A 26,732-nucleotide genomic window follows, 5' to 3' on the forward strand; every position below is an offset into this window, starting at 1 on the left:
AAGAAGTCTTCGCAAAGAAGTGTTTGCGGTCTAGGCTGCCCGGCATGACCGACCCACAGGAGAAGCCCCACGATCCGGACGCCGGGACGCACGCGGCCGTCCTCGATGCGAAGGGGCTGCGTGCCCTGGCGCACCCGCTCCGGTTGCAGTTGGTCGGGTTGCTGCGAAAGCACGGCCCGTCAACGGCCACCCGGCTCGCCGAGCGGCTGGGCGTCAACTCCGGCAGCGCCAGCTACCACCTGCGCCGGCTGGGCGCGGCGGGGTTCGTCGAGGAGGACGCCGAGCGCGGGAACGCACGGGAGCGCTGGTGGCGCTCGGTGCACCAGGTCACCTGGTTCAACGACCCCGAGCTGGCCGAGCGGGAGCCCGACGCCGCCCTGGCCTATCTCCAGTCCGTCGCGGCCACCTACACCCTGCGCACCCAGCGCACGCTCAACGAGCTCCAGACGATGCCCCGCGCGTGGCGGGAGACGTTCGACATGAGTGACTGGCCGCTGCGGCTGACGTCCACGGAAGCGGCGGCGCTGTACGGCGAATTGCGGGACGTCATCTCCCGGTACCGGCGGGATACGCCGGAGGAGGCGGCCGGGGCGCCCGAGGGTGCCGAGCGGATCTCCGTGATCACCCAACTGCTGCCCGAACCGGGGGAGCCCGCCGCGCCGTCCGGCCGTTCCGGCCTCGGGGAAGCGGCAGGACCGGCAGCCCCGTGACGGGCGAAGTCCCGGGCGGCGACGGCATATCGGGCAGCCGGTCCTTACGGCCGCTGGGCGGACTGCTCGCGGCGATGGCGGTTTCGTTGACCGGCACCCGCGTCTCGGCCATCGCGCTGCCCTGGTTCGTGCTCGTCACCACCCACAGCGCCACCTGGACCGGGCTGGTGGGTTTCTGCGAGATGGCGCCGTACGTCGTGGTCAAGGCGCTCACCGGGCCACTGGGCGACGCGCTGGCCTGGGCCGGCATCCCGCTTGGCGGGCTGATCGCCGGAGCGGCCGTCACCTCGTTCGGACTCGTGCCGGTGCTGCTGCTCGGAGGGGCGGCGTACTTCCTCACGACGAACGTGGCCGGACTGCGACCGGAATGGCGTGAGATGGACCGCCACCGCCACCGCCACCGCGCCCGCGACCTCCGGGAACGCCGCCCCGAGTCGGACGCTCACGAGACCGGCGGCAGCCTCACCTGGTGACGGCGCAGGACGTCATCGGTCTTGAAGCGCGCAGGACGTAAGACGACCGGCGAGGGCGACGACGAGGTCGCGCAGTTCATCGGGGCGTTCGATGACGAATGGCCGGTCGATCGAGGCGAGGGCCAGAGGCAGCCAGTCGAGTCGCTCCGCCCGTAGTTCGACGCGTAGCCAGCGCTCGGGGGCCGGGGCCGTGTCCGTTGTCGGCTCGTACTCCTCCAGGCGCGCGACGGCGGCGGGAAGGTGGGCGCGGATCTGCTCCGCCGTCCCGTGGATCCGCAAGGTCACCTCGTGCCGGTACTCCGCCGTGGCGAACCCTGACAGCACGCGCTGGGCCGGGCCGGGACCCTCGGGCACCTCGAACGAGCCGGGCAGGGTCCGCGCGTCCGTGAGGCGATCGAGCCGGAAGGTGCGGTCCTCGTCGATGCCGGCGTCCGTGCCCGTGACGTACCACCGGCCCGCATGTGCGACGACCCCGTACGCGTGCAGGGTGCGTTCGCTGCGTCGGCCGTGACCATCGGTGTATCTGAGGGAGACCGGTCGGCGGTGGCGTACCGCATCGGCGAGGGTGAGCAGGACTCCCGCGTCCGGGGCGGCGAACTCGCCGGGCTCGTCGGTGAAGGCGAGGGCCTCCAGGAGCGTGTCGAGCCGGCGGGCGAGGTGCTTGGGCAACACCCGCCGGATCTTGGCCGTTGCCGTCTCGCTCGCCGTGTGCTCCGTCGTCCGCAGCCCTGTTCGGCGGCCGGCGATCAGGCCGAGCAGTACGGCCAGCGCCTCGTCGTCGCTGAGCATCAGGGGAGGCAAGCGGTAACCGGGGGCGAGCCGGTACCCGCCGTACCGGCCGCGCACCGACTCCACGGGTACGTCCAGGTCGATCAGTTGGTTCACGTACCGCCGCACGGTGCGTCCCTCGACGCCGAGCCGGTCGGCGAGTTCGGCCACGGTCCGGGTGCCGCCCGACTGAAGCAGCTCCAGGAGTGTCAGTACGCGGCCGGTGGGTCGAGGCATGGCCACAGGTTACGGCGAATACCGGACCGATTCTGTCCCCTATTCCTCCTAACCTGCGAAGTCCCGTCACTCCGGCAGCCAAGGAGATCACCATGGACTTCGTCTCGATCCGCATCATCACCGGCGATGTCGCGCGCCTCGTCGCGTTCTACGAGCGCGCCACCGGAGTGCCGGCGAGGTGGGCCACCGAGGACTTCGCCGAACTCAGGACCCCGCGCGCCACCCTCGCGATCGCCGGCACCCGTACCGTCCCGCTGTTCGCTCCGGGCTCCGCCCGCCCGGCGGAGAACCGCAGCGTGATCATCGAATTCCTCGTCGACGACGTGGACCGCGTGCACCAGAACCTGTCCGGGTTCGTCACCGACGTCGTCACCGAGCCCACCACGATGCCCTGGGGCAACCGGTCACTGCTGTTCCGCGACCCCGACGGCAACCTCGTCAACTTCTTCACCCCCGTCACCACGGCGGCCATCGAGAAGTTCGGGGCACGGACGTCCTGAGGTGCCACGCCCAAGGGACAACGCCTTCGGCCTCACCCACCGCCCGTCAGGAACTCCCCCAGTACTGCCGCGAGTTCGGCCGGTGCGTCCTCCTGCACCAGATGGCCCGCGCCTTCGATGAGGTGGAGGCGGGCGCCGGGGATACGGGAGGCCAGGTCGTGGCCCTTCGTGGGCGGGATCCAGGTGTCCTGGGTGCCCCAGCAGATCAGGGTCGGGAGGGCGAGTTCGCCGTAGTGGCCCTGGATCTCGTCCGTGAAGCGCTGGTCGTTCTGCGCGATCTGGCGGTAGAAGGCCGGGCGGCCGGCGTCCGTGCACCAGGGTTCGACCAGCCGGTCGAGGACGGCCGGGTGGAGGCCGGGGTGGCTGGCGGAGGAGACGTACTCCCGTACCAGCGCGCGGTGGAGGTCCGGCGGCAGCTGGGCGAACACGTCGGGGTGGGCGCCCAGCAGCCGGTACGTGGGCGAGCCCCAGGGAGCGAGCGCCACCGGGTCGACGAGGGCCAGCCGCGCGTAGGGGGCGCCGTGCAGGAGATGCGCGCGCAGGGCGACACAGCCGCCGAAGTCGTGCGCGACCACGGCCGGCCGGGCTTCCTCCGTGGCCAGGTCCCAGTGGGCGAGCAGCTCCACGAAGACGCGGGCCTGGGCGGCGAGCGAGACGTCCTGGCCGGTCCGCTGCTCCGAGGCGCCGTAGCCCGGCATGTCCCAGACGAACACCCGGTGCCGGGTGGCCAGGGCCCGTGCCACGCCCCGCCAGACGTAGGAGGAGAAGGGCGTCCCGTGGAGCAGGACCACCGCCGGGGCGTGCGGCCGCGGGTCCCCGAGGGCGGCCCAGCGCACCTCGTCGCCCGTTGCGGTGCGGAACGTCCGGTCCAGATGCCACTGCCAGCGTGTCATGACCGTCAGGCTAGTGACTCCTTACAGGGGTGTCGAGGGGGTTTGGGCGGGCCGGCCCATGGGTCACCCGGGAGAGGCGGGCGGTGGGCCGCCCCCGGCATTCCGGCGTACGGCGCTCCCGCGCGCTGCGCATGCGCCCCCGGAGCCCAGCGCGCCGGCTCGTAGAATCGTGCGCACCATGGTTTACCTCGACCACGCCGCCACCACCCCGATGCTCCCGGAGGCGGTGCAGGCGATGACCGCCCAGCTGACCGTCACCGGCAACGCGTCCTCGCTGCACGCCGCCGGCCGGCGGGCCCGGCGTACCGTCGAGGAGGCGCGCGAGTCCCTCGCCGTCTCCCTCGGCGCCCGCCCGAGCGAGATCGTCTTCACCGCGGGCGGCACCGAGGCCGACAACCTCGCGGTCAAGGGCCTGTACTGGGCCCGGCGGGCCGCCGACCCGGCCCGTACCCGCCTCCTGGCCAGCCCCGTGGAGCACCATGCGGTGCTCGACGCCGTGGAGTGGCTCGCCGAGCAGGAAGGTGCCCGCGTCGAGTGGCTGCCGGTCGACAGCTACGGGCGGGTGCACGCCGAGGCGCTGCGTACGGCCATCGCCCGCAACCCCGCCGATGTCGCGCTCGCCACCGTCATGTGGGCCAACAACGAGATCGGCACCGTCCAGCCGGTGCGCGAACTGGCCGAGGTCGCCGCGGAGTTCGGCATTCCGCTGCATGCCGACGCGGTGCAGGCCGTCGGCCAGCTGGAGGTCGACTTCGCCGCCTCCGGTCTCGCCGCGATGACGGTCTCCAGCCACAAGATCGGCGGACCGTACGGGATCGGCGCGCTGCTGCTGGGCCGTGAGTACGCCCCGGTGCCGGTGCTGCACGGCGGCGGACAGGAACGGCACGTCCGCTCCGGCACCCTCGACACCCCGGCCATCGCCGCCTTCGCCGCCGCCGGCCGGCACGCCGTCGCCCACCGCGCGGACTTCGCCCGCGACATCGGCGCGCTCCGCGACGACCTGGTCAAGGCCGTCCGGGCCGCCGCGCCGGACGCCGTCCTCGGCGGCGACCCGGACCCCGCCGGCCGCCTCCCCGCCAACGCGCACTTCTCCTTCCCCGGCTGCGAGGGCGATTCCCTCCTGCTCCTCCTGGACGCCCAGGGCATCGCCTGCTCCACGGGCTCCGCCTGCACCGCCGGCGTCGCCCAGCCCAGCCATGTCCTGCTGGCCACCGGCATGTCCCCGGACCTCGCCCGCGGCACCCTGCGGTTCTCCCTGGGGCACACCTCCACCGCGGAGGACGTGGCAGCACTGGCGGAGGCCATCGGCCCGGTCGTGGAGCGGGCGCGGAGCGCGGGGCTGAGCTGAGGGGCCTCGCGCCCGTCGCGCGTCGCCCGTCGTCCGGCGCGCGCCCTCAGGTCTTCCGTACGGGCGGGCTCTCCCGCGCCCGTACGGGCTTGCGCAGCTCGGCCCGTACGAGCCGCAGATAGCGGTCCCAGTCCCAGTGCGGCCCCGGATCGGTGTGATCCGTCCCCGGCACCTCCACATGCCCGACGAGGTGCTCCCGGTCGGCGGGGAAGCCGTAGCGCCGGCATATCCCGGCCGTCAGCCGCGCCGACGACGCGTACATGGCATCCGTGAACGACTCCGGCCGGTCCACGAAGCCCTCGTGCTCGATCCCGATGCTCCGCTCGTTGTAGCCGCGGTTGCCCGCGTGGAAGGCCACGTCCAGCTCGCGGATCATCTGGGCGACATGTCCGTCCTTGCGGACGACGTAGTGCGCGCCGGCCTCGTGCTCCGGGTCCTGGAAGACGTCCAGGGCGGTCGCATAGCTGCCCTGGACGACATGGATGACCACCCGGTCGATCACGTAATCCGCCGGCCGGTCCGCCCGCCGGTAGTTCGCCGGGGACGCCGCGACCCACTGCGCGCCCCGATGGTCGACCGCGCCGGGCGTGCGCGGCTTGTCGTTCCCCGGCAGCCGCCACCACAAGTGGGCCAGCCCCTCGCGCCCCGCGAACGCCGCCGCCCCGGCTGCCACCACCCCGCCGCCCCCGACCCACAGGGCCCGCCGCCGCGTGATCCCGGCCGGGGCCGCCCGGCCGCCGTCCTTTTCCCCGTCCCTCTTCCCCATGCGCTGCATAACGCTTTCGGCCCTGTCGGCGGTTCCGTCTACTCTGGACTGGCTATGACTGATGACGCACCCCGCCGCCTCCGTGTGCTCGCCGCCATGTCCGGCGGCGTCGACTCCGCCGTTGCCGCCGCCCGCGCCGCCGAGGCCGGCCATGACGTGACCGGCGTGCATCTCGCGCTCTCCGAGAACCCGAAGTCGTTCCGCACCGGCGCCCGCGGCTGCTGCACGATCGAGGATTCCCACGACGCCCGCCGTGCCGCCGACGTCATCGGCATCCCCTTCTACGTCTGGGACCTCGCCGAACGCTTCCGCGCGGACGTCGTCGACGACTTCATCGCGGAGTACGAGGCCGGGCGCACCCCGAACCCCTGCCTGCGCTGCAACGAGAAGATCAAGTTCGCCGCGCTCCTGGACAAGGCGCTGGCCCTGGGCTTCGACGCCGTCTGCACCGGCCACTACGCCACGGTCGTGCTGCGCGAGGACGGCACCCGCGAGCTGCACCGCGCCTCCGATATGGCCAAGGACCAGTCGTACGTCCTCGGTGTCCTCGACGACCGCCAGCTCGCGCACGCCATGTTCCCGCTCGGCGACACCCTCACCACCAAGGCCGAGATCCGCGAAGAGGCCGCCCGCCGAGGTCTGTTCGTCGCCAAGAAGCCGGACAGCCACGACATCTGCTTCATCGCCGACGGCGACACCCAGGGCTTCCTGGCCAAGCGGCTCGGCACGGCCCCCGGCGACATCGTCGACGAGTCCGGCAACCGCCTCGGTTCGCACGAGGGCGCGTACGGCTTCACCATCGGCCAGCGCAAGGGCCTGCGCATCGGCCACCCGGCCCCCGACGGCAAGCCGCGCTATGTCCTCGACATCTCCCCGGTCGACAACACCGTCACCGTCGGCCCCGCCGCCTCGCTCGACGTCATGGCGCTGACCGCGATCCGCCCCCGCTGGTGCGGCCGCCCCCCGACGGCCGGCCCCGCGACGTACACGGCCCAGCTCCGTGCCCACGGCGGCGAGACCGAGGTCACCGCCGAGCTGATCGGCGACGCCGAGCTCCAGGTGTCCTTCACCGAGCCGGTCCGCGGAGTGGCCCCCGGCCAGGCGATCGTGCTCTACGACGGCACCCGCGTGGTCGGCTCGGCCACCATCGCCACCACGGAGCGAGCGGCGCGCGCGGAGGCGTAGCCGCCCTCCCGGAGGTGCTCCGGGGAGGCGCGGCGTACCACGGGCGTCGCGTCGATCTGACAAATGTCATGGCAATCCCAGGACAGCTGAAACTGTTGCCGGCCACGGCTGTGCCCGAAGCTGAAGGCACTGCAAGAAGCAGCAGTTCACCGCAACTTGGGGGAGTACGCCGTGCGCCGGAAGCAGTCCGTGGCCGAGTCCGCAGCCGAGGGGGAGCGCGGCAATCCGCTGGCGAGCTTCGTGCCGCTGATCGTGGACGCGGGGATCCCGATGGCCTCGTACTACCTCCTCAGCGACGGCTTCGGCTTCAGCACGGTGGCCGCACTGGGCTGGAGCAGCGTGGTGCCGGCGCTGCGCACGGTGTGGGGGCTGGTCAGCAGCCGCAGTGTGAACGGCCTGGCGCTGCTGATGCTGGTCGTCAATGTGGCCGGTCTGGCGCTGAGCGCGGTGGCCGGTGATCCACGGCTGATGATGGCCAAGGACAGCGGGGTGAGCAGCGTGGTCGGGATCGCGATCCTGCTCTCCGTGCGGACCAGGCGGCCGCTGATGACGGCAGGGCTCAAACCGTGGGTCACCAAGGGGAGCGCGGCCGGTGACGCCGCCTGGGACCGGCTCATGGCCGGCTCGGAGCGGTTCCGGCGGGCCGAGCGGCGGTTCTCGGCGATATGGGGGACGGCCCTGCTGACCGAGTGCGTGGTCAAGGTCATCGGCGCCTACACCGTGCCGGTGGACACCATGGTCTGGCTGGGCACGGTGCTGACGGTGGTGGCCATCCTGGCGGCCATGGTCATCGCGGGGGGCGGCTGCGCCGAGCCGATGGAGAAGATGATCGCCGCCGAGGTCGCGGCCGGAGCCGAGCGCGCCGCTGACGTGGACGGGGCGGACGGGGGCAGCGTGCCGGTCGGGGCTGCGGCCGGGGCGGCGGCGGGGGCAGCCGCTGGGGTCGCGAGCTGAGGAGGGGCGGCGGGGGCGCGGAAGGGCCGGTGGTGGGGGGAGCCGGGCGGGTGGGCCGGGTGGGGCGGACCAGGAGATGGGCGCGTGGGGGCGGGCCAGGGATGGGGCGCCTGGGGCGGGCCAAGACCGCTGGTCAACTGTGAGCTCCCGCACAGCGGGCGGTGCGGACGGCCGGTGCGCGCGAGCCGCCGGCGGTGCGCTGACCTGCGGGCATGCGGCGGGGGAGGGTGGGCCGGGGGACTCGGGCGATTGCGTACGTGAACGACGTGTCGTATATCCCACAGTCGATCGGCGGGGTGCCTCCAAATAGGGTCGGGAAAGCGACGGGACGTCAGCGGCTGTCGGGGCGAGAAATGGTGACGATAAGGACTGACAAGGAGTTGTAGACCTTGTGAGGACTCGTCAGGGTCCGGACCGCAGGCGGCCTTTCCGCGGCCACGAAAGGGAACGGAAGTCATGTCGACTGTTCAATCTCAGGTCAAGCCCGGCGTTCATTCGGCCGGGCCGGCATCCCTGTACGCCGAGCTGGTCCGGCGAAACCCTGGGGAGCCCGAATTCCATCAGGCGGCACTTGAGGTGCTGGAGACGCTGGCCCCGGTGCTGGCGGCCCGCCCGGAGTTCGCCGAGGCGAAGATCCTGGAGCGGATCTGCGAGCCGGAGCGGCAGATCATGTTCCGGGTCCCCTGGCAGGACGATTCCGGGGCGATTCACGTCAACCGCGGTTTCCGGGTGGAATTCAACAGTGCCCTCGGCCCGTACAAGGGCGGTCTGCGTTTCCACTCGTCCGTGAATCTGGGGATCGTCAAGTTCCTCGGCTTCGAACAAATCTTCAAGAATTCCCTTACCGGGCTCAGCATCGGTGGCGGTAAGGGCGGCAGCGATTTCGATCCGCACGGCAAGTCGGACGCCGAAGTCATGCGATTCTGTCAGTCGTTCATGACGGAGCTGCACCGTCATCTCGGCGAGCACACGGACGTACCGGCCGGCGATATCGGCGTCGGCGGCCGCGAGATCGGCTACCTCTTCGGCCAGTACCGGCGGATCACCAATCGCTGGGAGGCCGGGGTGCTCACCGGCAAGGGGCTGTCCTGGGGCGGCTCCAAGGCCCGTACGGAGGCCACTGGATACGGCAATGTGCTCTTCACCCAGGAGATGCTCAAGCAGCGTGGCGAGGAGCTGGACGGGCAGCAGGTGGTGGTCTCCGGGTCCGGCAATGTCGCGATCTACACCATCGAGAAGGCCCAGGCGCTCGGCGCCAACGTGCTGACCTGCTCGGACTCCGGCGGCTATGTCGTCGATGAGAAGGGCATCGACCTGGCCCTGCTGCGGCAGATCAAGGAGGTCGAGCGCGGCCGGATCAGTGCGTACGCCGAGCGGCGCGGGGTGTCGGCCACCTACGTACCCGGTGGGCGGGTGTGGGATGTCGCGTGCGAGGTGGCGCTGCCGTCGGCGACCCAGAACGAGCTGGACGCGGACGCCGCCCGGATCCTGATCCGCAACGGCGTCAAGGCGGTCTCCGAGGGCGCCAACATGCCGACCACGCCGGAGGCGGTGACGCTCCTCAAGTCGGCCGGTGTGGCGTTCGGCCCCGGCAAGGCCGCCAACGCGGGCGGGGTGGCGACCAGCGCGCTGGAGATGCGGCAGAACTCCGCGCGTGAGGCATGGGCCTTCGAACGCACGGAGGGCGAGCTCGCGGCCATCATGCGCGGGATCCACCACCGCTGCTACGAGACCGCGGAGCGCTTCGGGCAGCCGGGCGACTATGTCGCGGGCGCCAACATCGCCGGCTTCGAGCGAGTCGCGGAGGCGATGCTGGATCAGGGCTTGATCTGATCCGGGGCGGGGGTGGGGGTGGACGGGCTCGCGCTTGCTCCCCCCCACCCCCGAACCCACCCCCGCCCCCTCCCCCCGAAGGGGGAGGAGGGGGAGGGGGCGGGGGAGAGCCTTCCGGGACCTTTGCCCAGAGCTTCGGCCCCCACCCTCGGCCCCGAGCTCCGCCCCCAAGCCCCAGCCCCCACACCACCCCCACCCCTCACCACCCCCTCGCTCGTAAAGTGACCGCATGAATATCTGCGTCTTCTGCTCCGCCGCCGATCTCGACGACCGCTATGTCGCCGCTGCCCGTGAGTTCGCCGAGCTGATCGGCCGGGGTGGGCATGCGTTGGTCTGGGGCGGTTCGGACACCGGCCTGATGAAGGTCATGGCCGACGGGGTGCACGAGGCCGGCGGCAAGCTGATCGGCGTTTCCGTGGAGTTCCTGGCGCACAAGGCGCACAAGGGCGCCGATGAGATGGTCGTCACCAAGGACCTCGCCGAGCGGAAGGCGCAGATGCTGGTGCGCGCCGACGCCGTCGTCATCATGGTCGGCGGTACGGGCACCCTCGACGAGGCCACCGAGATCCTGGAGCTGCGCAAGCACGGGATGCACAGCAAGCCGGTGGTGCTGCTCAACACCGCTGGTTTCTACGACGGGTTGAAGCAGCAGTTCCAGCGGATGGAGGCGGAGGGCTTTCTGCCGCTTCCGCTCACCGACCTGGTCTTCTTCGCGGAGGACGGCGTCGGCACGCTCGCCTACCTGGAGGAGAAGGCGGGCATCCAGGGCTGAGCCGCCGCCCCCCGCGTCCGGCCGTCCCGCTCGTTAGGATCGGGCCCATGGGTACGCACTTGATCACGGGCGCAGGGTCGGGCATCGGAGCGGCGGTCGCACGGCGGCTCGCGGACCGCGGGGAGGACCTGTGGCTGCTGGCGCGCAACGCGGTCCGGGCGAAGGAGCTGGCCGCGCAGTTCCCCGGCGCCCGTACGCTCGTCGGTGATCTCGCCAACCCCGAGAAGCTGTCCTGGGCCTTCGGTCAGCAGCCGCTGCCGGACCGGATCGACTCCCTCGTGCACAGCGCGGGCGTGATCGAGCTGGGCGCGGTCGCCGATCTGCCGGCCAAGTCCTGGCAGCGGCAGCTCGCCGCCAACCTGGTCGCGCCCGCCGAACTCACCCGGCTGCTGCTCCCGCTGGTTCGGGCCGCCCAGGGGCACGTCGTCTTCGTGAACTCCGGGGCCGGGCTGAGCGCGCGTGCCCAGTGGGGTGCGTACGCGGCGACCAAGCACGGCCTGAAGGCGCTGGCCGACTCGCTGCGGGCGGAGGAGCACGACAACGGGGTCCGGGTCACGTCGGTCTATCCGGGGCGTACGGCCACGCCGATGCAGGAGAGCACCCACCGGCAGGAGGGCAAGGAGTACGACCCGGCCCGCTGGATCGACCCGGAGTCGGTCGCGACGGCCATTCTCACGGCCATCGATCTGCCGCGGGACGCGGAGATCAACGATGTGTCGGTGCGGCCCGGCCGCTGAGGTCCGGGGCCGCCCCGTCGGCGGTTGTCCACAGCTTTTGTCCGCGCACCGCTGCTTTCCGCCACGGCGACGTACGCTGCATGAGTGACCATAGAAGCGAAGGCGACCGCGGCGGGGTGCGGGTTCCGGGAGATCCGGGGGCTCGTGACGGAGCTGAGCCGACGGCTCGACGCGCATCAGCGCAGCCGGGTCGCCGAGCTCGATCTGACGCCGACGCAGGCCAAGGCGCTGGAGGAGCTCGGCGAGCCGAAGACGGCGCGGGAGCTGGCCGCGGTGCTCTGCTGTGAGCCGCCGAATGTCACCTATGTCATCTCCAAGCTGGAGAAGCAGGGCATGGTCGTGCGCCGGCCGCATCCTCTGGACGGGCGCGCCAAGCAGCTCGTACTCACCGAGGCGGGGCGGGAGTTGCGGCTCGATCTGCTGCGGCGGATGGGGACCGCCTCGCCGCTCGATCATCTTTCGCACGAGGAGCGGGCCGCGTTGCGCGAGGACCTGCTGAGGGCGCTGGGGCGCGGCGACTGACCGCTCGCGGGGGCTTGTCGCGCCGCTGCCGGGGCCTCGGGATGTGCACAACGCACCCCGGGCTCCGGCGTTTTCGTATGCGTGCTTCGTATGCGGACTTCGTATGCGTTCAGTAAAGTTATAGCTGTAACCATTGTCGCCAGGGATGGCTACAGCTTTAACTAAATCCATGATCAGTGAGAAGGCCGCGCCGCACGGGCCGGCGCGTGAGGACGGGACGATCACCCCGGGCCGGGGCCGGTTACAGGAGCAGGGCCGGCCGCCGGGTCAAGTACAGGGCCAGAGCAAGGACCGGACATCACCGCCCCGCCGGTCGCGCGACGGTGTCCAACTCCTCGTCCTGGCCCTCGGGTTCGTGATGGCGAGCCTGGACACCGGCATCATGAACGTCGCCGCGAACGATCTGCGGGCCCGGCTCGGACTGACCATGTCCGGCCTCACCTGGGTCGTCGACGGCTATGTCCTCGCCTTCGCCGCGTTGCTGCTGCTCGCCGGCTCGCTGGCGAAGCGGTTCGGCGCCCGCCGGATCTATCTCGTCGGGCTCGCCGTGTTCACCGCCGCGTCCCTGCTGGGCGCCGTCGCGCCGAACGGTGCCGTCCTGGTGGCGGCCCGCTTCGTCCAGGGGGCGGGCGCGGCGCTCTTCATGCCCAGCTCGCTGTCGCTGCTGATGCACGCGTTCCCCGAACCGGCGCGCCGGGCGAAGATCCTGGGCATCTGGTCGGCGGTGGTCTCCACCTCCGTGGGGCTGGCGCCGACCCTCGGCGGCGTACTGGTCGGCACGCTCGGCTGGCGCAGCATCTTCGTCGTCAACCTCCCCGTCGGGCTGGCCGGCCTGCTGCTGACCCGGCGGGTGATCGCGGCGGTCCCGGCCCGCCGTTCGGCGCTCGGCGGCAGTGGCCATGTCCTGGGGCTGCTGGCCCTGGGGGCGTTGAGTTACGCGCTCATCGAGGGGCCCGGAAGGGGCTGGTCCGCGCCGTACGTCCTGGGGGCGTTCGCGGTCGCGGCGGTCGCGCTGGCCGGCTTCCTCGTCCGTGAACGGGCCGCCCGCACCCCGGTCCTGCCGGTCTCGCTGTTCGCCGACCGCGGTTTCACGGCGGCCAATGTGGTGGGCTTCCTCTTCAACTTCGCCTTCTATGGGGCGCTGTTCGTCCTCGGCCTCTTCCTACAGGGTGCGCGCGGGGCGAGTCCGGTGACGGCGGGGCTCCAGATGCTCCCCGCCGTGCTGGTCCTCCCGTTCGGCAACATGCTCTACGCCCGGTTCGGGCCGCGGGTCGGCGACCGGACCGCGCTCACCGCCTCGCTGGCGCTCTCCACCGCGGGCTACGTCCTGCTGTTCCTGATCCTCGCGCCCGGCCTGCCGTACTGGGTGCTCGCGGTGGTGCTCGCGGCCGCCAACCTGGGCAGCGGGGTCAGCTCCCCGGCGCTGACCGGGGTCCTGATGGCGGCCGCCGGCCGGGAGCACGCCGATATCGGCAGCGCGACCCTCAACGCCAACCGCCAGATCGGCTCTCTGGTGGGGATCGCCGGTATGGGCGCGGTGCTGACGGGGGCGGGCGGCGGCTACCAGGGCGCGGCCCATGCCTTCGCCCTGACGGCGGTCGCGCTGGCGGTCGCGGTCGTGGCCGGCCGGACGGGCCTACGCACCCGGACCTGAGCGCCGTCCACGGCCCGGCGTGCGGGACGTACCCGGACCGGTGGGGCGGGGCGTACGCACCGGAGCGTGCCCGCCGTACGCATCCGGGCGGGAGGTACCCACCGGCGCGTGACCGCCCTACGCATCCGGGCGGGGCGGCCCTCGGCGGCGGGGGCCGTCCCGGGCGCGCACACCTGGCGCACCCGGCTCCGCACACCGGCGCATACCCTTCCTGGGTGAGCGAGAACAGCACGCAGAAGTGGACCGCGGGCGCGGCGACCGGGATCGGATCGATGCCGGGCGGTGACGCGCGGGAAGCGGCCAAGACCGTCACCGGATCGCTGGAGACCTTCCCGTATCTGCCGGAGCTCCCGGCCCGGGGGCCCGGCGCCGACATGATCGGCCGGACCCTCGGGATGCTGGTCGAGGTCTACGGCCATGTGGAGCCCAGTGGCTGGCGGATCAGTGACCGGCCCGGACGGGACACCCGGCGGGCCCACTCCTGGCTCGGGGAGGATCTCGACGCCCTGGAGGAGTTCACCCAGGACTACGAGGGTCCGCTGAAGGTCTCCGCGGTCGGCCCGTGGACCCTGGCCGCCGCCCTGGAGCTGCGCAACGGCGAGGCGGCCCTCGGTGACCCCGGGGCCTGCCGGGATCTTGCGGCGTCCCTGGCGGAGGGGCTGCGCGGGCATCTCGCGGACGTACGGCGGCGGATCCCGGGCGCGCGGGTCGTGCTCCAGCTCGACGAGCCGTCGTTGACGGCGGTGCTCCAGGGCCGGGTGAAGACGGCGAGCGGCTACCGCACCCACCGGGCGGTGGACCGGGCGGTCGTCGAGGGCGCGCTGCGTGATCTTGTCGGGGTGGCGGAGGGCGGCCCCGTGGTCGTCCACTCGTGCGCGCCCGAGGTGCCCTTCGGGCTGCTGCGGCGGTCCGGCGTCGCGGGCGTCTCGTTCGATTTCTCGCTGCTCACCGAGCGTGAGGAGGAGGCGATCGGGGAGGCCGTCGAGGGCGGTACGACGCTGTTCGCAGGCGTGGTGCCGGGCGTGGACGGCCGATTGTCAGACCCTGCCGGTAGCGTCATGGGTGTCAGGACGCTGTGGCGCAGGCTGGGGCTGGCGCCGGGGACTCTCAGCGAGTCCGTGGTGATCACTCCGTCGTGCGGACTGGCGGGCGCTTCGCCCGCTTATGCCCGCTCTGCTCTCGCCCACTGTGTCCGGGCGGCGAGATCACTCGCAGACAACCCTGAGTGACCGCACTCAAGGACCACGGGAGGACAAGACGGTGGCTGGCGAACAGCACGCAGCGGAATCCGAGGTGCCCGCAGCGGCGCGGGAGAAGCACGCGCGGCTCGCTGAGCAGATCGAGGAGCATCGCTTCCGGTATTACGTGAAGGATGCCCCGGTCATCAGTGACGCGGAGTTCGACAAGCTGCTGCGCTCCCTGGAGGCCCTGGAGGACGAGCACCCCGAGCTGCGCACCCCCGATTCCCCGACCCAGAAGGTCGCCGGGGCCTATGCCACGGAGTTCACCGAGGTCGAGCACCGCGAACGGATGCTCTCGCTCGACAACGCCTTCGACGACGAGGAGTTGGCGGGCTGGGCCGAGCGGATCGCCGGCGAGCTGGGCGGCGACCCCAAGAGCGCGAAGTACCACTTCCTGTGCGAGCTGAAGGTCGACGGTCTCGCCGTCAACCTCACCTACGAGCAGGGCCGGCTGACCCGCGCCGCCACCCGCGGCGACGGCCGTACGGGCGAGGACATCACCCCCAACGTCCGTACGATCGCCGAGATCCCGCACCGCCTGAAGGGCGACACGATCCCGGACCTGGTCGAGGTGCGCGGGGAGGTCTTCTTCCCGATGGAGAAGTTCCTCGCGCTCAACGAGCGGCTGGTGGCCGACGGCAAGCCGCCGTTCGCCAACCCCCGTAACGCCGCGGCCGGTTCGCTGCGCCAGAAGGACCCCAAGATCACCGCCAGCCGCCCGCTGCACATGGTCGTCCACGGCCTCGGTGCCCGCCACGGCCTGGAGATCGACCGGCTGTCGGAGGCGTACGACCTGCTCAAGGAGTGGGGCCTGCCGACCGCCACGCACAACAGGGTGGTCGACTCCCTGGCGGACGTGCGGGAGTTCATCGGCCATTACGGCGACGCCGAGACCCGCCGTACGGCCGTTGAGCACGAGATCGACGGCGTGGTCGTCAAGCTGGACGAGATCCGGCTCCAGGGGCGGCTGGGCTCGACCTCGCGGGCGCCGCGCTGGGCGATCGCCTGGAAGTACCCGCCGGAGGAGGTCAACACCAAGCTGGTCGACATCCGCGTCGGCGTCGGCCGGACGGGCCGGGTCACGCCGTATGCCGTGGTCGAGCCGGTGACGGTGGCCGGCTCCGAGGTGGAGTTCGCCACCCTGCACAACCAGGACGTGGTCAAGGCCAAGGGCGTGTTCATCGGGGACACCGTCGTCATCCGCAAGGCCGGCGACGTCATCCCGGAGATCCTCGGCCCGGTCGTCGAGCTGCGGGACGGCAGCGAGCGGGAGTTCGTGATGCCCGCCGAGTGCCCCGAGTGCGGGACGGCGCTCCAGCCCGCCAAGGAAGGCGATATCGACCTGCGGTGCCCCAACGCCCGCGCCTGCCCCGCCCAGATCCGTGAGCGGCTGTTCTACCTCGCCGGCCGCAAGTGTCTGGACATCGAGAACTTCGGCTATGTCGCGGCGACGGCACTCAGCCAGCCGCTGGAGCCCGCGGAGCCGCCGCTGAAGGACGAGGGCGATCTTTTCGGCCTTTCCATCGAACAGCTGCTGCCCATCAAGTCGTATGTCCTCGACCCCGATTCCGGTCTGCCCAAGCGCGACCCGAAGACCGGCGAGGAGAAGGTCGTCACCTTCTTCGCCAACCAGAAGGGCGAGCCGAAGAAGAACGCCCTGGCCATGCTGGAGAACATCCAGGCGGCCAAGCAGCGCCCGCTGGCCCGGATCATCACCGGTCTGTCGATCCGGCACGTGGGCCCGGTGGCGGCCGAGGCACTGGCCCGGGAGTTCCGCTCGATCGACCGCATCCGGGAGGCGGACGAGACGGAGCTGGCCGCCGTCGACGGTGTCGGGGGCACCATCGCCGCCTCGCTGAAGCAGTGGTTCGCCGTGGACTGGCACCAGCAGATCATCGAGAGCTGGCGGGCCGCGGGCGTCCGAATGGAGGAGGAGCAAACGGGTGATGAGGGCCCGCGGCCACTCGAAGGCGTCACCGTCGTGGTAACGGGCACACTTCAGTCACACACCAGAGATGGCGCGAAAGAGGCCCTCCAGAACCTCGGAGCGAAGGTGACCGGTTCCGTTTCGAAGAAGACCGGATTCGTAGTGGTGGGCGACAACCCTGGTTCGAAGTACGACAAGGCCATGCAGTTGAAGGTCCCCGTGTTGGACGATGATGGCTTCGCGGTGCTGCTGGAGCAGGGTCCTGACGCAGCGCGAGACGTAGCTGTCACTCCACCTGAGGAGGAGTGAGGTGTCACCTCATCGGCGCATACCAGATTGATCCGCGACGCCGGGTCGCATTCGGGCAACCGTCGTGGATGGCTGCCCGTCGCGGCCTTCCGCGGCCTACTGTTGAGGAGTGCGCCTGCCGTGGCGCGGGCACAGCCGGCTGTGAGAGGGATCGGAATGAAACCGACCGACAGCGCCGCTCCGGCGTCGCGGCTCCGGCGGCTCGTCGTGCCCGCGCTGCCCGCGACCATCGTCACCGTGGCGGGCCTCGCGCTCGCCACGGGCGTCATCGTGACCCTCGGCGAAGGTGACGCTCTGTTCCCCGGCCGGGCCGTGGGCTGGTCGCTGGCGATCCTCACCGGCATCATCGTCGGCCACCTGGTCGCCCTCGGCCGGGACCGCTGGTGGGGCGGCACGGGCTCCGGCGCCGCCCTCGCCCTCGCCGTCCTGCTGCTCTACGGCTGGATGCCCGCCGTCCTCGTCAGCCTCTCCGTGGTCCTCCTGGTCGGTGCCGCCCGGCGGCACCGCTGGCGACAGGCCGTGGTGCACGGCGCCGTGGACATCCTCGGCCTCGGCACCGCGGCGCTCGCCCTCACCGCCTTCGGTGTGGCCTCCAGCGTCCGCGACCCCTGGGCCCCGTCGTCCTGGAACCTCGCCGTCCTCCCCGAGGTCGTCGTCACCGCCGCCGGCTACCTCCTCGTCAGCCGCGGCCTGCTCTGGGTCAGCCTCACCCCCCGCACCGGCCAGCTGCCCGCCATCCCCCGAACGGCCGTGGTCCGCCAGGCGCTCGTCGGCATCGCACTCCTCGGCATCTCCCCGCTGATCGCCGTCTGCGCCGTCCACGCCCCCCTGCTGCTGCCGCTGTTCGCGGTCCCGCTGATCGCGCTGGACTCCACGCTCTGGATAGCCCGCGCCCGTGCCGAGGAGCAGCTGCGCGACCCGCTCACCGGCCTGCCCAACCGCCAGTGGCTGCTGGAGCGCACCTGGACCGCCCTGGACGACGCCGAGCGCGTCGGCGCCCGCTCGGCGCTGGTCCTCATCGACCTGGACCGCTTCCGCTCCGTCAACGACACCCTCGGCCACCTCGCCGGCGACCGTCTGCTGCTCCAGATCGCCGACCGCCTGCGGCACGCCCTCCCGCGCGGCGCCGAGGCGGCCCGGCTCGGCGGTGACGAGTTCGCCGTCCTGCTGCCCACCACCGACTCCCTCACCAGCTCCCAGCGGGCGGCCCGCCATCTCGTCGCCGCCCTCGGCTCCCCGCTGGACCTCGACGGACTGACCCTCGTACTCGAAGCCAGCGCGGGGGTCGCCGTCTTCCCCGACCACGCCCTCGACGCCGAGGGGCTGCTGCGCCGCGCCGATGTGGCGATGTACCAGGCCAAGCGCGACCGCAGCGGTGTCGAGCTCTACGAGGCCAAGCGGGACGGCAACACCCCCGACCGGCTCGGCCTGTTGGGCGATCTGCGCCGCGCCCTGGACGCCGGCGACGTCGAGCTGCACTACCAGCCCAAGGTCGGCTTCGACGGGCATGTCGCCGGGCTGGAGGCGCTGGTCCGCTGGGTGCACCCGGACCGCGGCCGGGTGCCACCGGACGAGTTCATCGCCATCGCCGAGTCCTCCGGGCTGATGCCCCGGCTGACGGAGTACGTGCTCGAGACCGCGCTCGCCCAGGTGGCGCGCTGGCGCGCGATGGGACTGGAGGTGCCGGTCGCCGTCAACGTCTCCCCGCGCGATGTGCACTCGCCGGGCTTCGCCGGCGCCGTCGCCGCGCGGCTGGCCCGGCACCGCGTCCCACCCGGCGCCCTCCAGCTGGAGATAACCGAGCATGTCCTCCTGGAGGACCCGCAGCGGGCCGCCGACACCCTCGCCGGGCTCACCGCGCACGGCGTCAAGATGTCCCTCGACGACTTCGGGACCGGCTACTCCTCCCTCGTCCATCTCAGGCGCCTCCCGGTCAGCGAGCTCAAGATCGACCGCTCGTTCGTGGCCCGGCTGGCCGTCGACACCGAGGACGCGGAGATCGTCCGCTGCACCCTCGACCTCGCCCACTCCCTCGGCCTCCTGGTCGTCGCGGAGGGCGTCGAGGACGACGAGACCTGGGAGCGGCTGCGTGACCTCGGCTGCGACGCCGTACAGGGCTGGCTGGTGGCCGCGGCGATGCCACCGGACGAAACCACGGCCTGGCTGAGAGCCCGCGGCGAGCGCGGCTGGCAGCGCGAATCGGAGACGGCCGCCCTGGCGGCGGAGAAGGCCGCCGAGCGCCCTTCGGGACAGGTCCTGAACTGACCCGGCCACCGGCCGTCCCTTGTCCCCGCTCCGAAGAAAACCCCGTGGAAGCCCTCCCGGAGGCTGCGGCCCCGCCCGCGGCGCCGGTTCACGGTGAGAAGGCCACCGATCCCGGCGGCGGCGAGCGTGACGTCGGCGTGCCTGAGGCGACCGATGCCGGGGCCGATGCCGCCGGGGCCGGCGATGCCAGGGCCGGTGATCCCCCCGGCCAGGTACCTGAGGCGATCGACCCCCCGGCCGATGATCCCCCCGGCGGCCCGTCGCCCGGCGACCACTGACCGCCCGCCGCGCGCCGGGCCCCGACCATTGCGGCCGCCGCGCGACAGGCCCCCGCCCGCCGCACGACGGGCCACCGGCCGCCGCGCGACGGCCCACCGGCGGGCCCGACGCCCGCCGGAAAGCCCCCGCGCAATTCCCATGCAGGTACGCAAGGGGAATGCGAATAGGATTGGGCCCGCATATACAGCCAAGAACACTCCGAGAACCAGCAGAGGATCGCTGCATGCCTGGCATCACGCGCGAGGAGGTCGCCCACCTCGCCCGGCTGGCACGTCTGGAGCTGAAGGCCGAAGAGCTCGACCACTTCGCCGGACAGCTCGACGACATCATCGGCGCGGTCGCCCGCGTCTCCGAGGTCGCCGATCAAGACGTACCGCCGACCTCCCACCCGCTGCCCCTGACCAACGTGATGCGGCCGGACGAGGTCCGTCCGTCGCTGACCCCCGAGCAGGCGCTCTCCGGCGCCCCGGCCCAGGAGCAGCAGCGTTTCAAGGTGCCGCAGATCCTGGGGGAGGAGTGACCGACATGGCAGACCTGATCAAGCTCACCGCCGCCGAGATCGCGGCGAAGATCGCCGCCGGTGAGGTCACCGCCGTCGAGGTGACCGAGGCCCATCTGGCCCGCATCGAGGCCGTCGACGAGAAGGTGCACGCCTTCCTGCACGTCGACCGCGAGGGCGCGCTCGCCCAGGCCCGTGCCGTGGACGAGAAGAAGGCCCGCGGCGAGAAGCTCGGCCCGCTGGCCGGTGTTCCGCTCGCGCTCAAGGACATCTTCACGACGGAGGGCATTCCCACCACCGTCGGCTCGAAGATCCTCGAAGGCTGGCTCCCGCCGTACGACGCCACGCTCACCAAGAAGCTCAAGGCCGCCGACGTCGTCATCCTCGGCAAGACCAACATGGACGAGTTCGCCATGGGGTCGTCGACGGAGAACAGCGCCTACGGGCCGACCGGCAACCCCTGGGACCTGACCAAGATCCCCGGCGGCTCCGGCGGCGGCTCCAGCGCCGCCCTCGCCTCCTACGAGGCCCCGCTCGCCATCGGCACGGACACCGGCGGTTCCATCCGCCAGCCCGCGTCCGTCACCGGCACGGTCGGCGTCAAGCCCACCTACGGCGGTGTCTCCCGCTACGGCATGGTGGCCTTCTCCAGCTCCCTGGACCAGGGCGGCCCCTGCGCCCGTACGGTCCTGGACGCGGCGCTGCTCCACGAGGTCATCGCCGGGCACGACCCGCTGGACTCCACCTCCATCGACGCCCCGGTCCCGCCGGTCGTCGAGGCGGCCCGCAACGGCAGCGTCGCGGGCATGCGCGTCGGTGTCGTCAAGCAGTTCCGCGGCGAGGGCTACCAGGCCGGGGTCATCCAGCGCTTCGACGAGTCGGTCGCGCTGATGAAGGAGCTGGGCGCCGAGATCGTCGAGCTGGACTGCCCGTCCTTCGACCTCGCGCTGTCCGCGTACTACCTCATCGCGCCCTCGGAGTGCTCCTCCAACCTGGCCCGCTTCGACGCCATGCGGTACGGCCTGCGGGTCGGCGACGACGGCACCAAGTCCGCCGAGGACGTCACCGCCCTGACCCGTGAGGCCGGCTTCGGTCCCGAGGTCAAGCGCCGGATCATGCTCGGTACGTACGCGCTCAGCTCCGGCTACTACGACGCGTACTACGGCTCCGCCCAGAAGGTGCGGACGCTGATCACCCGCGACTTCGAGAAGGCATTCGAACAGGTCGACGTGATCGTTTCGCCGACCACGCCGACCACCGCCTTCCCGATCGGCGAGCGCGCCGACGACCCGATGGCGATGTACCTCGCCGACCTGTGCACGATCCCCACCAACCTGGCAGGCAACGCGGCCATGTCGCTGCCCTGCGGTCTGGCTCCCGAGGACGGGCTGCCGGTGGGCCTTCAGATCATCGCTCCTGCCATGGCCGACGACCGGCTCTACAAGGTCGGTGCCGCGGTCGAGGCCGCGTTCACCGCCAAGTGGGGCCACCCGCTGCTCGAGGAGGCACCTGCACTGTGACCGCCATGACCAAGAAGGCCAAGAACTTCAAGAAGTCCAAGTCCGGTCTGTACCTGTCGATCGGCAGCACCGCGTTCGGCGCCATCAGCGTCGCCAAGCAGGCCAAGCTGGCCCGCAAGGAGAACGACACGCTCCGCCTGATCGACGCCGCCGTTTCGGCCGCGGCGATCGTCACCGGCCTGGCGATCCTCTACCGCGAACTGAAGCGCCTGGGCGACGACGACGTCCTGCTGGGCTGAGAGGGAAAGTTTCACCGTGACTGTCACTGACCTGGTGTCGTACGAGGACGCCCTCGCGACGTACGACCCCGTCATGGGCCTGGAGGTCCATGTCGAGCTCGGCACCAACACCAAGATGTTCTGCGGGTGTTCCACGGCTCTCGGCGCGGACGCCAACTCGCAGACCTGCCCGACCTGCCTGGGCATGCCCGGCTCGCTGCCGGTCGTCAACGCGACCGGAGTCGAGTCCGCGATCAAGATCGGCCTGGCGCTGAACTGCTCCATCGCCGAATGGTGCCGCTTCGCCCGGAAGAACTACTTCTATCCGGACATGCCGAAGAACTTCCAGACCTCCCAGTACGACGAGCCGATCGCCTTCGACGGCTACCTCGACGTACAGCTGGAGGACGGGGAGATCTTCCGGGTGCACATCGAGCGCGCCCACATGGAGGAGGACACCGGCAAGTCCACCCACATCGGCGGTGCCACCGGCCGTATCCACGGCGCCCGGCACTCGCTCCTGGACTACAACCGCGCCGGTATCCCGCTCATCGAGATCGTCACCAAGCCCATCGAGGGCGCGGGCGAGCGGGCCCCCGAGGTCGCCAAGGCGTACGTCGCCGAGCTGCGCGAGCTCATCAAGGCGCTCGGCGTCTCCGAGGCCCGGATGGAACAGGGCCAGATGCGCTGTGACGTGAACCTCTCGCTGCGCCCCAACGGCACCGAGAAGTTCGGTACGCGTTCGGAGACCAAGAACGTCAACTCCCTGCGCTCCGTGGAGCGGGCGGCCCGTTACGAGATCCAGCGCCATGCCGCGGTGCTGTCCTCGGGCGGCACGATCGTCCAGGAGACCCGGCACTTCCACGAGGAGGACGGCTCCACCACGGCCGGCCGCATCAAGGAAGAGGCCGAGGACTACCGCTACTTCCCCGAGCCGGACCTGGTGCCGGTGGCCCCCTCCCGTGAGTGGGTCGAGGAACTGCGGGCGACACTCCCCGAGCTGCCGCGGGTCCGCCGCAACCGCCTCCGCGAGGAGTGGGGGATCAGCGAGCACGACATGCAGTCGATCCTCAACGCGGGCGCGGTCGACCTGATCACCGCCACCGTCGACGCCGGCGCGGACTCCGCCTCGGCCCGTAAGTGGTGGATGGGCGAGCTGGCCCGCCGCGCCAACGAGGACGGCGTGGACCTGGCCGCCCTGCCGATCACCCCCGAGCAGGTCGCCCGGGTCACCGCGCTGGTCGCCGACGGCTCCCTCAACGACAAGCTGGCCCGCCAGACCATCGAGGGTGTGCTGGCCGGCGAGGGCGACCCGGACACCGTCGTCGAGAAGCGCGGCCTCAAGGTCGTCTCCGACGAGGGCGCCCTGGGCACCGCCGTCGACGAGGCGATCGCCGCCAACGCCGCCATCGCCGACAAGATCCGCGGTGGCAAGGTGGCCGCGGCCGGCGCCCTGGTCGGTGCGGTCATGAAGGCCACCCGGGGCCAGGCGGACGCGGCCCGCGTCCGCGAACTGATCCTGGAGAAGCTGGGCGTCGAAGGCTGACGCGCCGCTTCGTGCACGACGGTGAGCGGCCGTCCTTCCCGGGCACTCCTCGGGGAGGGCGGCCGCTTTCTGCTCACGGCCGGCGAACACGGCTGGCGAACACGGCTGGCGAACACGGCCGGCGAAAACGGCAGACGAGAACGGCAGGCCAGAACGGCCGACTGCCCGCCCTGCGGCGCCCCGCCGGGCGGCGTTCACTCCGCGAAGAGCCGGCCACCGCCGAAGACCGCGACCAGCAACGCGGCACCGGCGGTGAGACCGACCCTGTTTCGAGATCCTTCCCCGGGTACGGGGCGTCCGGGCATCCGGGGCACCGGGCGCCGGTGAGTGTGCGTGGCGGGAACGGAATGGGATGCCACGGCTGGATGCTGTAACGGGATGTCGGGCAACGTCCCCTGGACAGTGGAGGAATGATGTCGCAACACGCTCTCGTTTCCCGGATCGGCCGGGTCGGGGTCTGGCACGGCGGGCTCGGGCGGGTGCCGGCGGCCGCGGCGCGGCGGGCGGCGGGCGAGATCGAGCAACTGGGTTTTGGGGCGCTGTGGTTCGGTGAGACACCGGGCACCGAGTCGATGAGCCAGGCGGCTCTGCTGCTGGCCGCGACGGCGCGGATCACGGTCGCGACCGGCATCGCCAACATCTGGGTACGGGACGCCTCCGCCACGCACACCGCCGCCCAGACCCTGGCCGAGGCGTACGAGGGACGTTTCCTGCTCGGCCTGGGGGCCAGCCACGCCCCGCTCGTGGCCGCGCGCGGCCACAGTTTCGCCAGGCCGCTGGCGGCCATGGGCGAGTATCTCGACGCGATGGACGCGGCGCCGTACGCCGGCCCGGTGGCCGACCCGCCGCCCACCCGGGTGCTGGCGGCGCTCGGCCCGAAGATGCTGGAGCTGGCGCGCGACCGGGCGGCCGGTGCGCACCCGTACTTCGTCCCGCCCGAGCACACCGCCCGCGCCCGCGAGACCCTCGGCCCCGGCCCGCTGCTCGCCCCCGAACAGGCCGTACTCCTGGAGTCCGACCCCGCGACGGCCCGCTCCCTGGCCCGCACCCACCACACCGGCCTCTACCTGCAACTGCCGAACTACACCGCCAACCTGCGCCGGCTCGGCTTCGGGGACGAGGACTTCGCCGACGGCGGCAGCGACCGGCTGGTGGACGCGATCGTGGCCTGGGGCGACGTGGACGCCATCCAGCGGCGGATCGCCGAGCACCACGACGCCGGAGCGGACCATGTCGCCCTCCAGCCGATCGCACCGGACGGCGACCTCGGCCTGGATCAACTGCGCGAGCTGGCCCCGGCGTTGCCGGCTTCCTGAGCCGGACGGCGGACGGCGGACGGCGGAGGGTGGAGGGGCGGCGGACAGGGCGGCGGAACCTGACGGCGGAGGGGGCGGCGCATTCCCGGCGCGGCCCGACGGTCGTCGTCCCCTCCGGCCCGGCTCAGTGGCCCAGACGTTCCAGGGCGGCGAGCGGGTAGCGTTCCCCCGCTACGGCGCCGTCGGGTACGGCCGCTCGGAGCAGGGCCAGCTGCTCCGCGCTCAGCTCGGTCCCGGCCGCCGCCGCGTTCTCCTCCAGGTACGTACGGCGCTTGGTGCCGGGGATCGGCACGATGTCCTCGCCCTGGCCGAGCAGCCAGGCGAGGACGGCCTGGGCCGGGGTGCAGCCGAAGGACTCGGCGGTGGTCCGCACGGCCCGGACGAGGCGCAGATTGCGGTCGATGTTCTCCTCGGCGAACCGCGGCCACCGCCGTCGGGCGTCCTCGGCGGTGAGATCGTCCCGTGCGGCCAGCGCGCCGGTCAGCATGCCGCGTCCGAGCGGCGAGTACGCCACGATGCCGATGCCCAGCTCCCGGCAGGTCGCCAGCATCTCGCCCTCCACGACCTCGCGGGTGAAGAGAGAGTACTCCAGCTGTACGGCGCTGATGGGGTGGACGGCGTGCGCCCGGCGCAGTGTCTGCGGGCTGACCTCACTGAGGCCGAGGTGGCGTACGGCACCGTCGGCGACGAGCTCCGCCATCGCGCCGACCGTCTCCTCGATGGGGAGGGCCGGGTCGCGGCGGTGCAGGTAGTAGAGGTCGATACGGTCCGTGCCGAGGCGGCGCAGCGAGGCGTGACATGCCTCGCGCACCCAGGCGGCGGAGGAGTCGACCGCGTTCACCCGCCCGGTGGCGGCGTCGTGCCGCAGCCCGAACTTGGTCGCGAGGACGAGCCCGTCCCGCAGCGAGGCCGTACGGCTGTGCAGCCAGCGGCCGAGGAACTCCTCGTTGGCGCCCCGCCCGTAGGCGTCCGCGGTGTCGAGCAGGGTGATGCCGAGCTCGGCCGCGCGGTCGAGGGTACGGAGCGACTCGGCGTCGTCCGGGACGCCGTACGAGGCCGACATCCCCATACAGCCGAGGCCGAGGGGGGAGACGGCGGGTCCGTTCGTGCCCAGCTGCCGGAGCTTCATCGTCACGTCCGCTCCCGTCAGTTGGCGACGTCGGCCAGAAACGCGGACCAGGCGGCGCTGCTCAGGGTGAGTATGGGGCCGCCGGGGTTCTTGGAGTCGCGGATGTGGATGGCGGAGGGACAGGCGGAGACTTCGAGGCAGTCGCCGCCCTCATCGCTGCTGTGGCTGGACTTGCGCCAGGCGTAGGCGACTTCGAGGCAGTCGCCGCCTTGGCTGCCGCTGTAGCTCGACTTGAACCAAGTGAGTGCGTCGGTGACGTACGAGGAAGCTTCGCTGGTCATAACTCTCCTAGCAAGTCGTCCAGCAGACCCTTGCTTTCATTGGGCGAGTAGGCTTGCGAGCGCAGCATCCCATATTTCTGCTGGAGGGTACTGACCTGATCGGGGTCCTCGATGAGGTACCTGACCAACTGCCCCTCGATGTAAGCCAAGTGCTCGTGTTCAGGCGTCTCCAGCAGGATCATCGGCCCATCGAGACCAGCGTGGTTTCCGCGCTTCGTTGGCATGATCTGTAGGCCGAGAATGGGAAGTTCAGCGCACTGCCGCAGATGACGAATCTGCTCACGGAGCACGTCCGGCCCGCCGACCGGCCGATGCAGAATTACTTCCTCCAGGATGAAGTTGAGCATTGGACGTGGCTTCTTGCGTTCCAGCAGCTTCTGCCGATCGATTCGTGTGGCGATCCAGTCCGCGGCCTCGTCCGGGTCGGGCGGTGGATAGAGAGAGTCGACGACCTCCCGTGCGTACGCTTCGGTCTGCAACAGCCCCGGAACCACCTGGTTCTGATACGACAGCAGCGTCAGCGCCGCCTCCTCATGCTCCACCAAGTCCTGTACGAACGCGGGCAGCTTCTCCCGCTCCGGGACCTTCGCCACCGCGACCGCCAACGCGCCCTTGGTGTCGAGGATTTCGTCCAGGGTCTCGGCCAGGTCGAGCTTGAGTGGTCGGCGGCCCTGCTCGATGGAGCCGATGGTGTCCTCGTGGAGTCCCACCCGCTCGGCCAGTTCGGGCTGGGTGATGCGGGCGGCCCGGCGGAAATGACTCAGCTGGGCGCCGATGACGTGCCAGGAAGTGATTTTCTTCGGTTTGTTCGCCTTGTTCGCCTGGTGCATGCGCTCTGCCTTCCCCTCCC

Annotated in this window: 24 protein-coding genes and 1 pseudogene; 19 read left to right on the top strand and 6 right to left on the bottom strand. The window is 71.5% G+C overall.

The genetic code is table 11. The annotated features are described in order from the left end of the window. Window positions 1-44: 44 nt before the first annotated feature. Together ACFWJW_RS09475 and ACFWJW_RS09480 are read left to right on the top strand one after the other, a co-directional pair. Entirely contained in the window at window positions 45-710 is a 666-nt protein-coding gene (locus tag ACFWJW_RS09475) for an ArsR/SmtB family transcription factor (RefSeq protein ID WP_387237128.1), read from the top strand. Then, a pseudogene (locus tag ACFWJW_RS09480) lies at window positions 707-940 on the top strand (MFS transporter); the annotation flags it as partial. The gene ACFWJW_RS09475 and the pseudogene ACFWJW_RS09480, both read left to right, overlap by 4 nt. Window positions 941-1,195: 255 nt before the next feature. Here the strand turns inward: ACFWJW_RS09480 and ACFWJW_RS09485 are convergent. After that, window positions 1,196-2,188 (bottom strand): helix-turn-helix transcriptional regulator, encoded by a 993-nt coding sequence (locus ACFWJW_RS09485; RefSeq protein ID WP_387237131.1) that lies wholly within the window; start codon window positions 2,186-2,188, stop codon window positions 1,196-1,198. A 92-nt stretch (window positions 2,189-2,280) separates the two neighbouring features. Between ACFWJW_RS09485 and ACFWJW_RS09490 the strand changes: the two genes are divergently transcribed. Beyond that, on the top strand, window positions 2,281-2,688 hold the full coding sequence (locus tag ACFWJW_RS09490) for a VOC family protein (RefSeq protein WP_387237134.1): 408 nt from the start codon (window positions 2,281-2,283) through the stop codon (window positions 2,686-2,688). 32 nt (window positions 2,689-2,720) lie between these two features. Here the strand turns inward: ACFWJW_RS09490 and ACFWJW_RS09495 are convergent, their stop codons facing one another. Next, window positions 2,721-3,581 (bottom strand): alpha/beta fold hydrolase, encoded by an 861-nt coding sequence (locus ACFWJW_RS09495; protein WP_387237137.1) that lies wholly within the window; start codon window positions 3,579-3,581, stop codon window positions 2,721-2,723. 178 nt (window positions 3,582-3,759) lie between these two features. Between ACFWJW_RS09495 and ACFWJW_RS09500 the strand changes: the two genes are divergently transcribed. After that, a complete protein-coding gene (locus tag ACFWJW_RS09500) occupies window positions 3,760-4,929 on the top strand; it encodes a cysteine desulfurase family protein (protein WP_387237140.1) in 1,170 nt (389 codons plus the stop codon). 46 nt (window positions 4,930-4,975) lie between these two features. On the opposite strand, the gene ACFWJW_RS09505 is transcribed toward ACFWJW_RS09500, so the two are convergent. Next, the gene (locus ACFWJW_RS09505) at window positions 4,976-5,704 is read right to left on the bottom strand and encodes an N-acetylmuramoyl-L-alanine amidase (protein WP_387237143.1); all 729 of its coding nucleotides are present in this window, start codon (window positions 5,702-5,704) and stop codon (window positions 4,976-4,978) included. Between the two features lie 45 nt (window positions 5,705-5,749). On the opposite strand from ACFWJW_RS09505, the gene mnmA reads away from it, so the two are divergent. The 15 genes from mnmA to ACFWJW_RS09580 all read left to right on the top strand — a co-directional run bounded on the left by mnmA (window position 5,750) and on the right by ACFWJW_RS09580 (window position 24,472). Further along, the gene (gene mnmA, locus ACFWJW_RS09510; protein WP_387237146.1) at window positions 5,750-6,880 is read left to right on the top strand and encodes a tRNA 2-thiouridine(34) synthase MnmA; all 1,131 of its coding nucleotides are present in this window, start codon (window positions 5,750-5,752) and stop codon (window positions 6,878-6,880) included. Window positions 6,881-7,150: 270 nt separating this feature from the next. Then, window positions 7,151-7,834, top strand: coding sequence for a VC0807 family protein (locus tag ACFWJW_RS09515; RefSeq protein WP_387237366.1), 684 nt, complete (start codon window positions 7,151-7,153; stop codon window positions 7,832-7,834). Between the two features lie 456 nt (window positions 7,835-8,290). Then, complete coding sequence (gdhA, locus tag ACFWJW_RS09520; protein ID WP_387237149.1) at window positions 8,291-9,667, top strand: NADP-specific glutamate dehydrogenase; 1,377 nt, start codon at window positions 8,291-8,293, stop codon at window positions 9,665-9,667. Window positions 9,668-9,896: 229 nt separating this feature from the next. Further along, the gene (locus tag ACFWJW_RS09525; RefSeq protein ID WP_387237152.1) at window positions 9,897-10,439 is read left to right on the top strand and encodes a TIGR00730 family Rossman fold protein; all 543 of its coding nucleotides are present in this window, start codon (window positions 9,897-9,899) and stop codon (window positions 10,437-10,439) included. Between the two features lie 47 nt (window positions 10,440-10,486). Next, a complete protein-coding gene (locus ACFWJW_RS09530) occupies window positions 10,487-11,176 on the top strand; it encodes an SDR family oxidoreductase (RefSeq protein ID WP_042149069.1) in 690 nt (229 codons plus the stop codon). A 144-nt stretch (window positions 11,177-11,320) separates the two neighbouring features. Continuing rightward, the gene (locus ACFWJW_RS09535) at window positions 11,321-11,698 is read left to right on the top strand and encodes a MarR family winged helix-turn-helix transcriptional regulator (protein ID WP_042149983.1); all 378 of its coding nucleotides are present in this window, start codon (window positions 11,321-11,323) and stop codon (window positions 11,696-11,698) included. Window positions 11,699-11,867: 169 nt separating this feature from the next. Then, a complete protein-coding gene (locus ACFWJW_RS09540) occupies window positions 11,868-13,352 on the top strand; it encodes an MFS transporter (protein ID WP_387237155.1) in 1,485 nt (494 codons plus the stop codon). Window positions 13,353-13,567: 215 nt separating this feature from the next. Further along, window positions 13,568-14,581: a methionine synthase gene (locus tag ACFWJW_RS09545; protein ID WP_387237158.1), complete on the top strand. Its 1,014-nt coding sequence runs from the start codon at window positions 13,568-13,570 to the stop codon at window positions 14,579-14,581. A gap of 31 nt (window positions 14,582-14,612) precedes the next feature. Continuing rightward, entirely contained in the window at window positions 14,613-16,829 is a 2,217-nt protein-coding gene (gene ligA / locus ACFWJW_RS09550; RefSeq protein ID WP_387237161.1) for an NAD-dependent DNA ligase LigA, read from the top strand. 156 nt (window positions 16,830-16,985) lie between these two features. Then, window positions 16,986-19,094 (top strand): putative bifunctional diguanylate cyclase/phosphodiesterase, encoded by a 2,109-nt coding sequence (locus ACFWJW_RS09555; protein WP_387237164.1) that lies wholly within the window; start codon window positions 16,986-16,988, stop codon window positions 19,092-19,094. 502 nt (window positions 19,095-19,596) lie between these two features. Continuing rightward, a complete protein-coding gene (gene gatC, locus ACFWJW_RS09560; RefSeq protein WP_006602950.1) occupies window positions 19,597-19,893 on the top strand; it encodes an Asp-tRNA(Asn)/Glu-tRNA(Gln) amidotransferase subunit GatC in 297 nt (98 codons plus the stop codon). Between the two features lie 5 nt (window positions 19,894-19,898). Then, a complete protein-coding gene (gene gatA, locus ACFWJW_RS09565) occupies window positions 19,899-21,392 on the top strand; it encodes an Asp-tRNA(Asn)/Glu-tRNA(Gln) amidotransferase subunit GatA (RefSeq protein WP_387237168.1) in 1,494 nt (497 codons plus the stop codon). Between the two features lie 5 nt (window positions 21,393-21,397). Then, the gene (locus ACFWJW_RS09570) at window positions 21,398-21,631 is read left to right on the top strand and encodes a hypothetical protein (protein WP_033266953.1); all 234 of its coding nucleotides are present in this window, start codon (window positions 21,398-21,400) and stop codon (window positions 21,629-21,631) included. Window positions 21,632-21,647: 16 nt separating this feature from the next. Then, the gene (gene gatB, locus ACFWJW_RS09575) at window positions 21,648-23,156 is read left to right on the top strand and encodes an Asp-tRNA(Asn)/Glu-tRNA(Gln) amidotransferase subunit GatB (protein WP_387237171.1); all 1,509 of its coding nucleotides are present in this window, start codon (window positions 21,648-21,650) and stop codon (window positions 23,154-23,156) included. 413 nt (window positions 23,157-23,569) lie between these two features. Then, window positions 23,570-24,472, top strand: coding sequence for an LLM class F420-dependent oxidoreductase (locus ACFWJW_RS09580; protein WP_387237175.1), 903 nt, complete (start codon window positions 23,570-23,572; stop codon window positions 24,470-24,472). Window positions 24,473-24,596: 124 nt separating this feature from the next. Here the strand turns inward: ACFWJW_RS09580 and ACFWJW_RS09585 are convergent, their stop codons facing one another. From ACFWJW_RS09585 to ACFWJW_RS09595, 3 genes are read right to left on the bottom strand one after another with little or no spacing between them, the layout of a single operon-like run. Beyond that, entirely contained in the window at window positions 24,597-25,601 is a 1,005-nt protein-coding gene (locus tag ACFWJW_RS09585) for an aldo/keto reductase (protein ID WP_387237370.1), read from the bottom strand. Window positions 25,602-25,618: 17 nt separating this feature from the next. After that, window positions 25,619-25,882 carry a DUF397 domain-containing protein gene (locus tag ACFWJW_RS09590; protein ID WP_387237178.1) on the bottom strand — a complete coding sequence of 88 codons (264 nt, stop codon included), beginning with the start codon at window positions 25,880-25,882 and terminating at the stop codon, window positions 25,619-25,621. Continuing rightward, window positions 25,879-26,712: a Scr1 family TA system antitoxin-like transcriptional regulator gene (locus ACFWJW_RS09595; protein WP_387237181.1), complete on the bottom strand. Its 834-nt coding sequence runs from the start codon at window positions 26,710-26,712 to the stop codon at window positions 25,879-25,881. Before ACFWJW_RS09595 ends, ACFWJW_RS09590 begins: the two co-directional genes overlap by 4 nt. Between the last annotated feature and the right edge of the window lie 20 nt (window positions 26,713-26,732).

It is taken from the genome of Streptomyces sp. NPDC127097, from assembly GCF_042724075.1.
In the GTDB taxonomy this organism is placed as follows: domain Bacteria; phylum Actinomycetota; class Actinomycetes; order Streptomycetales; family Streptomycetaceae; genus Streptomyces.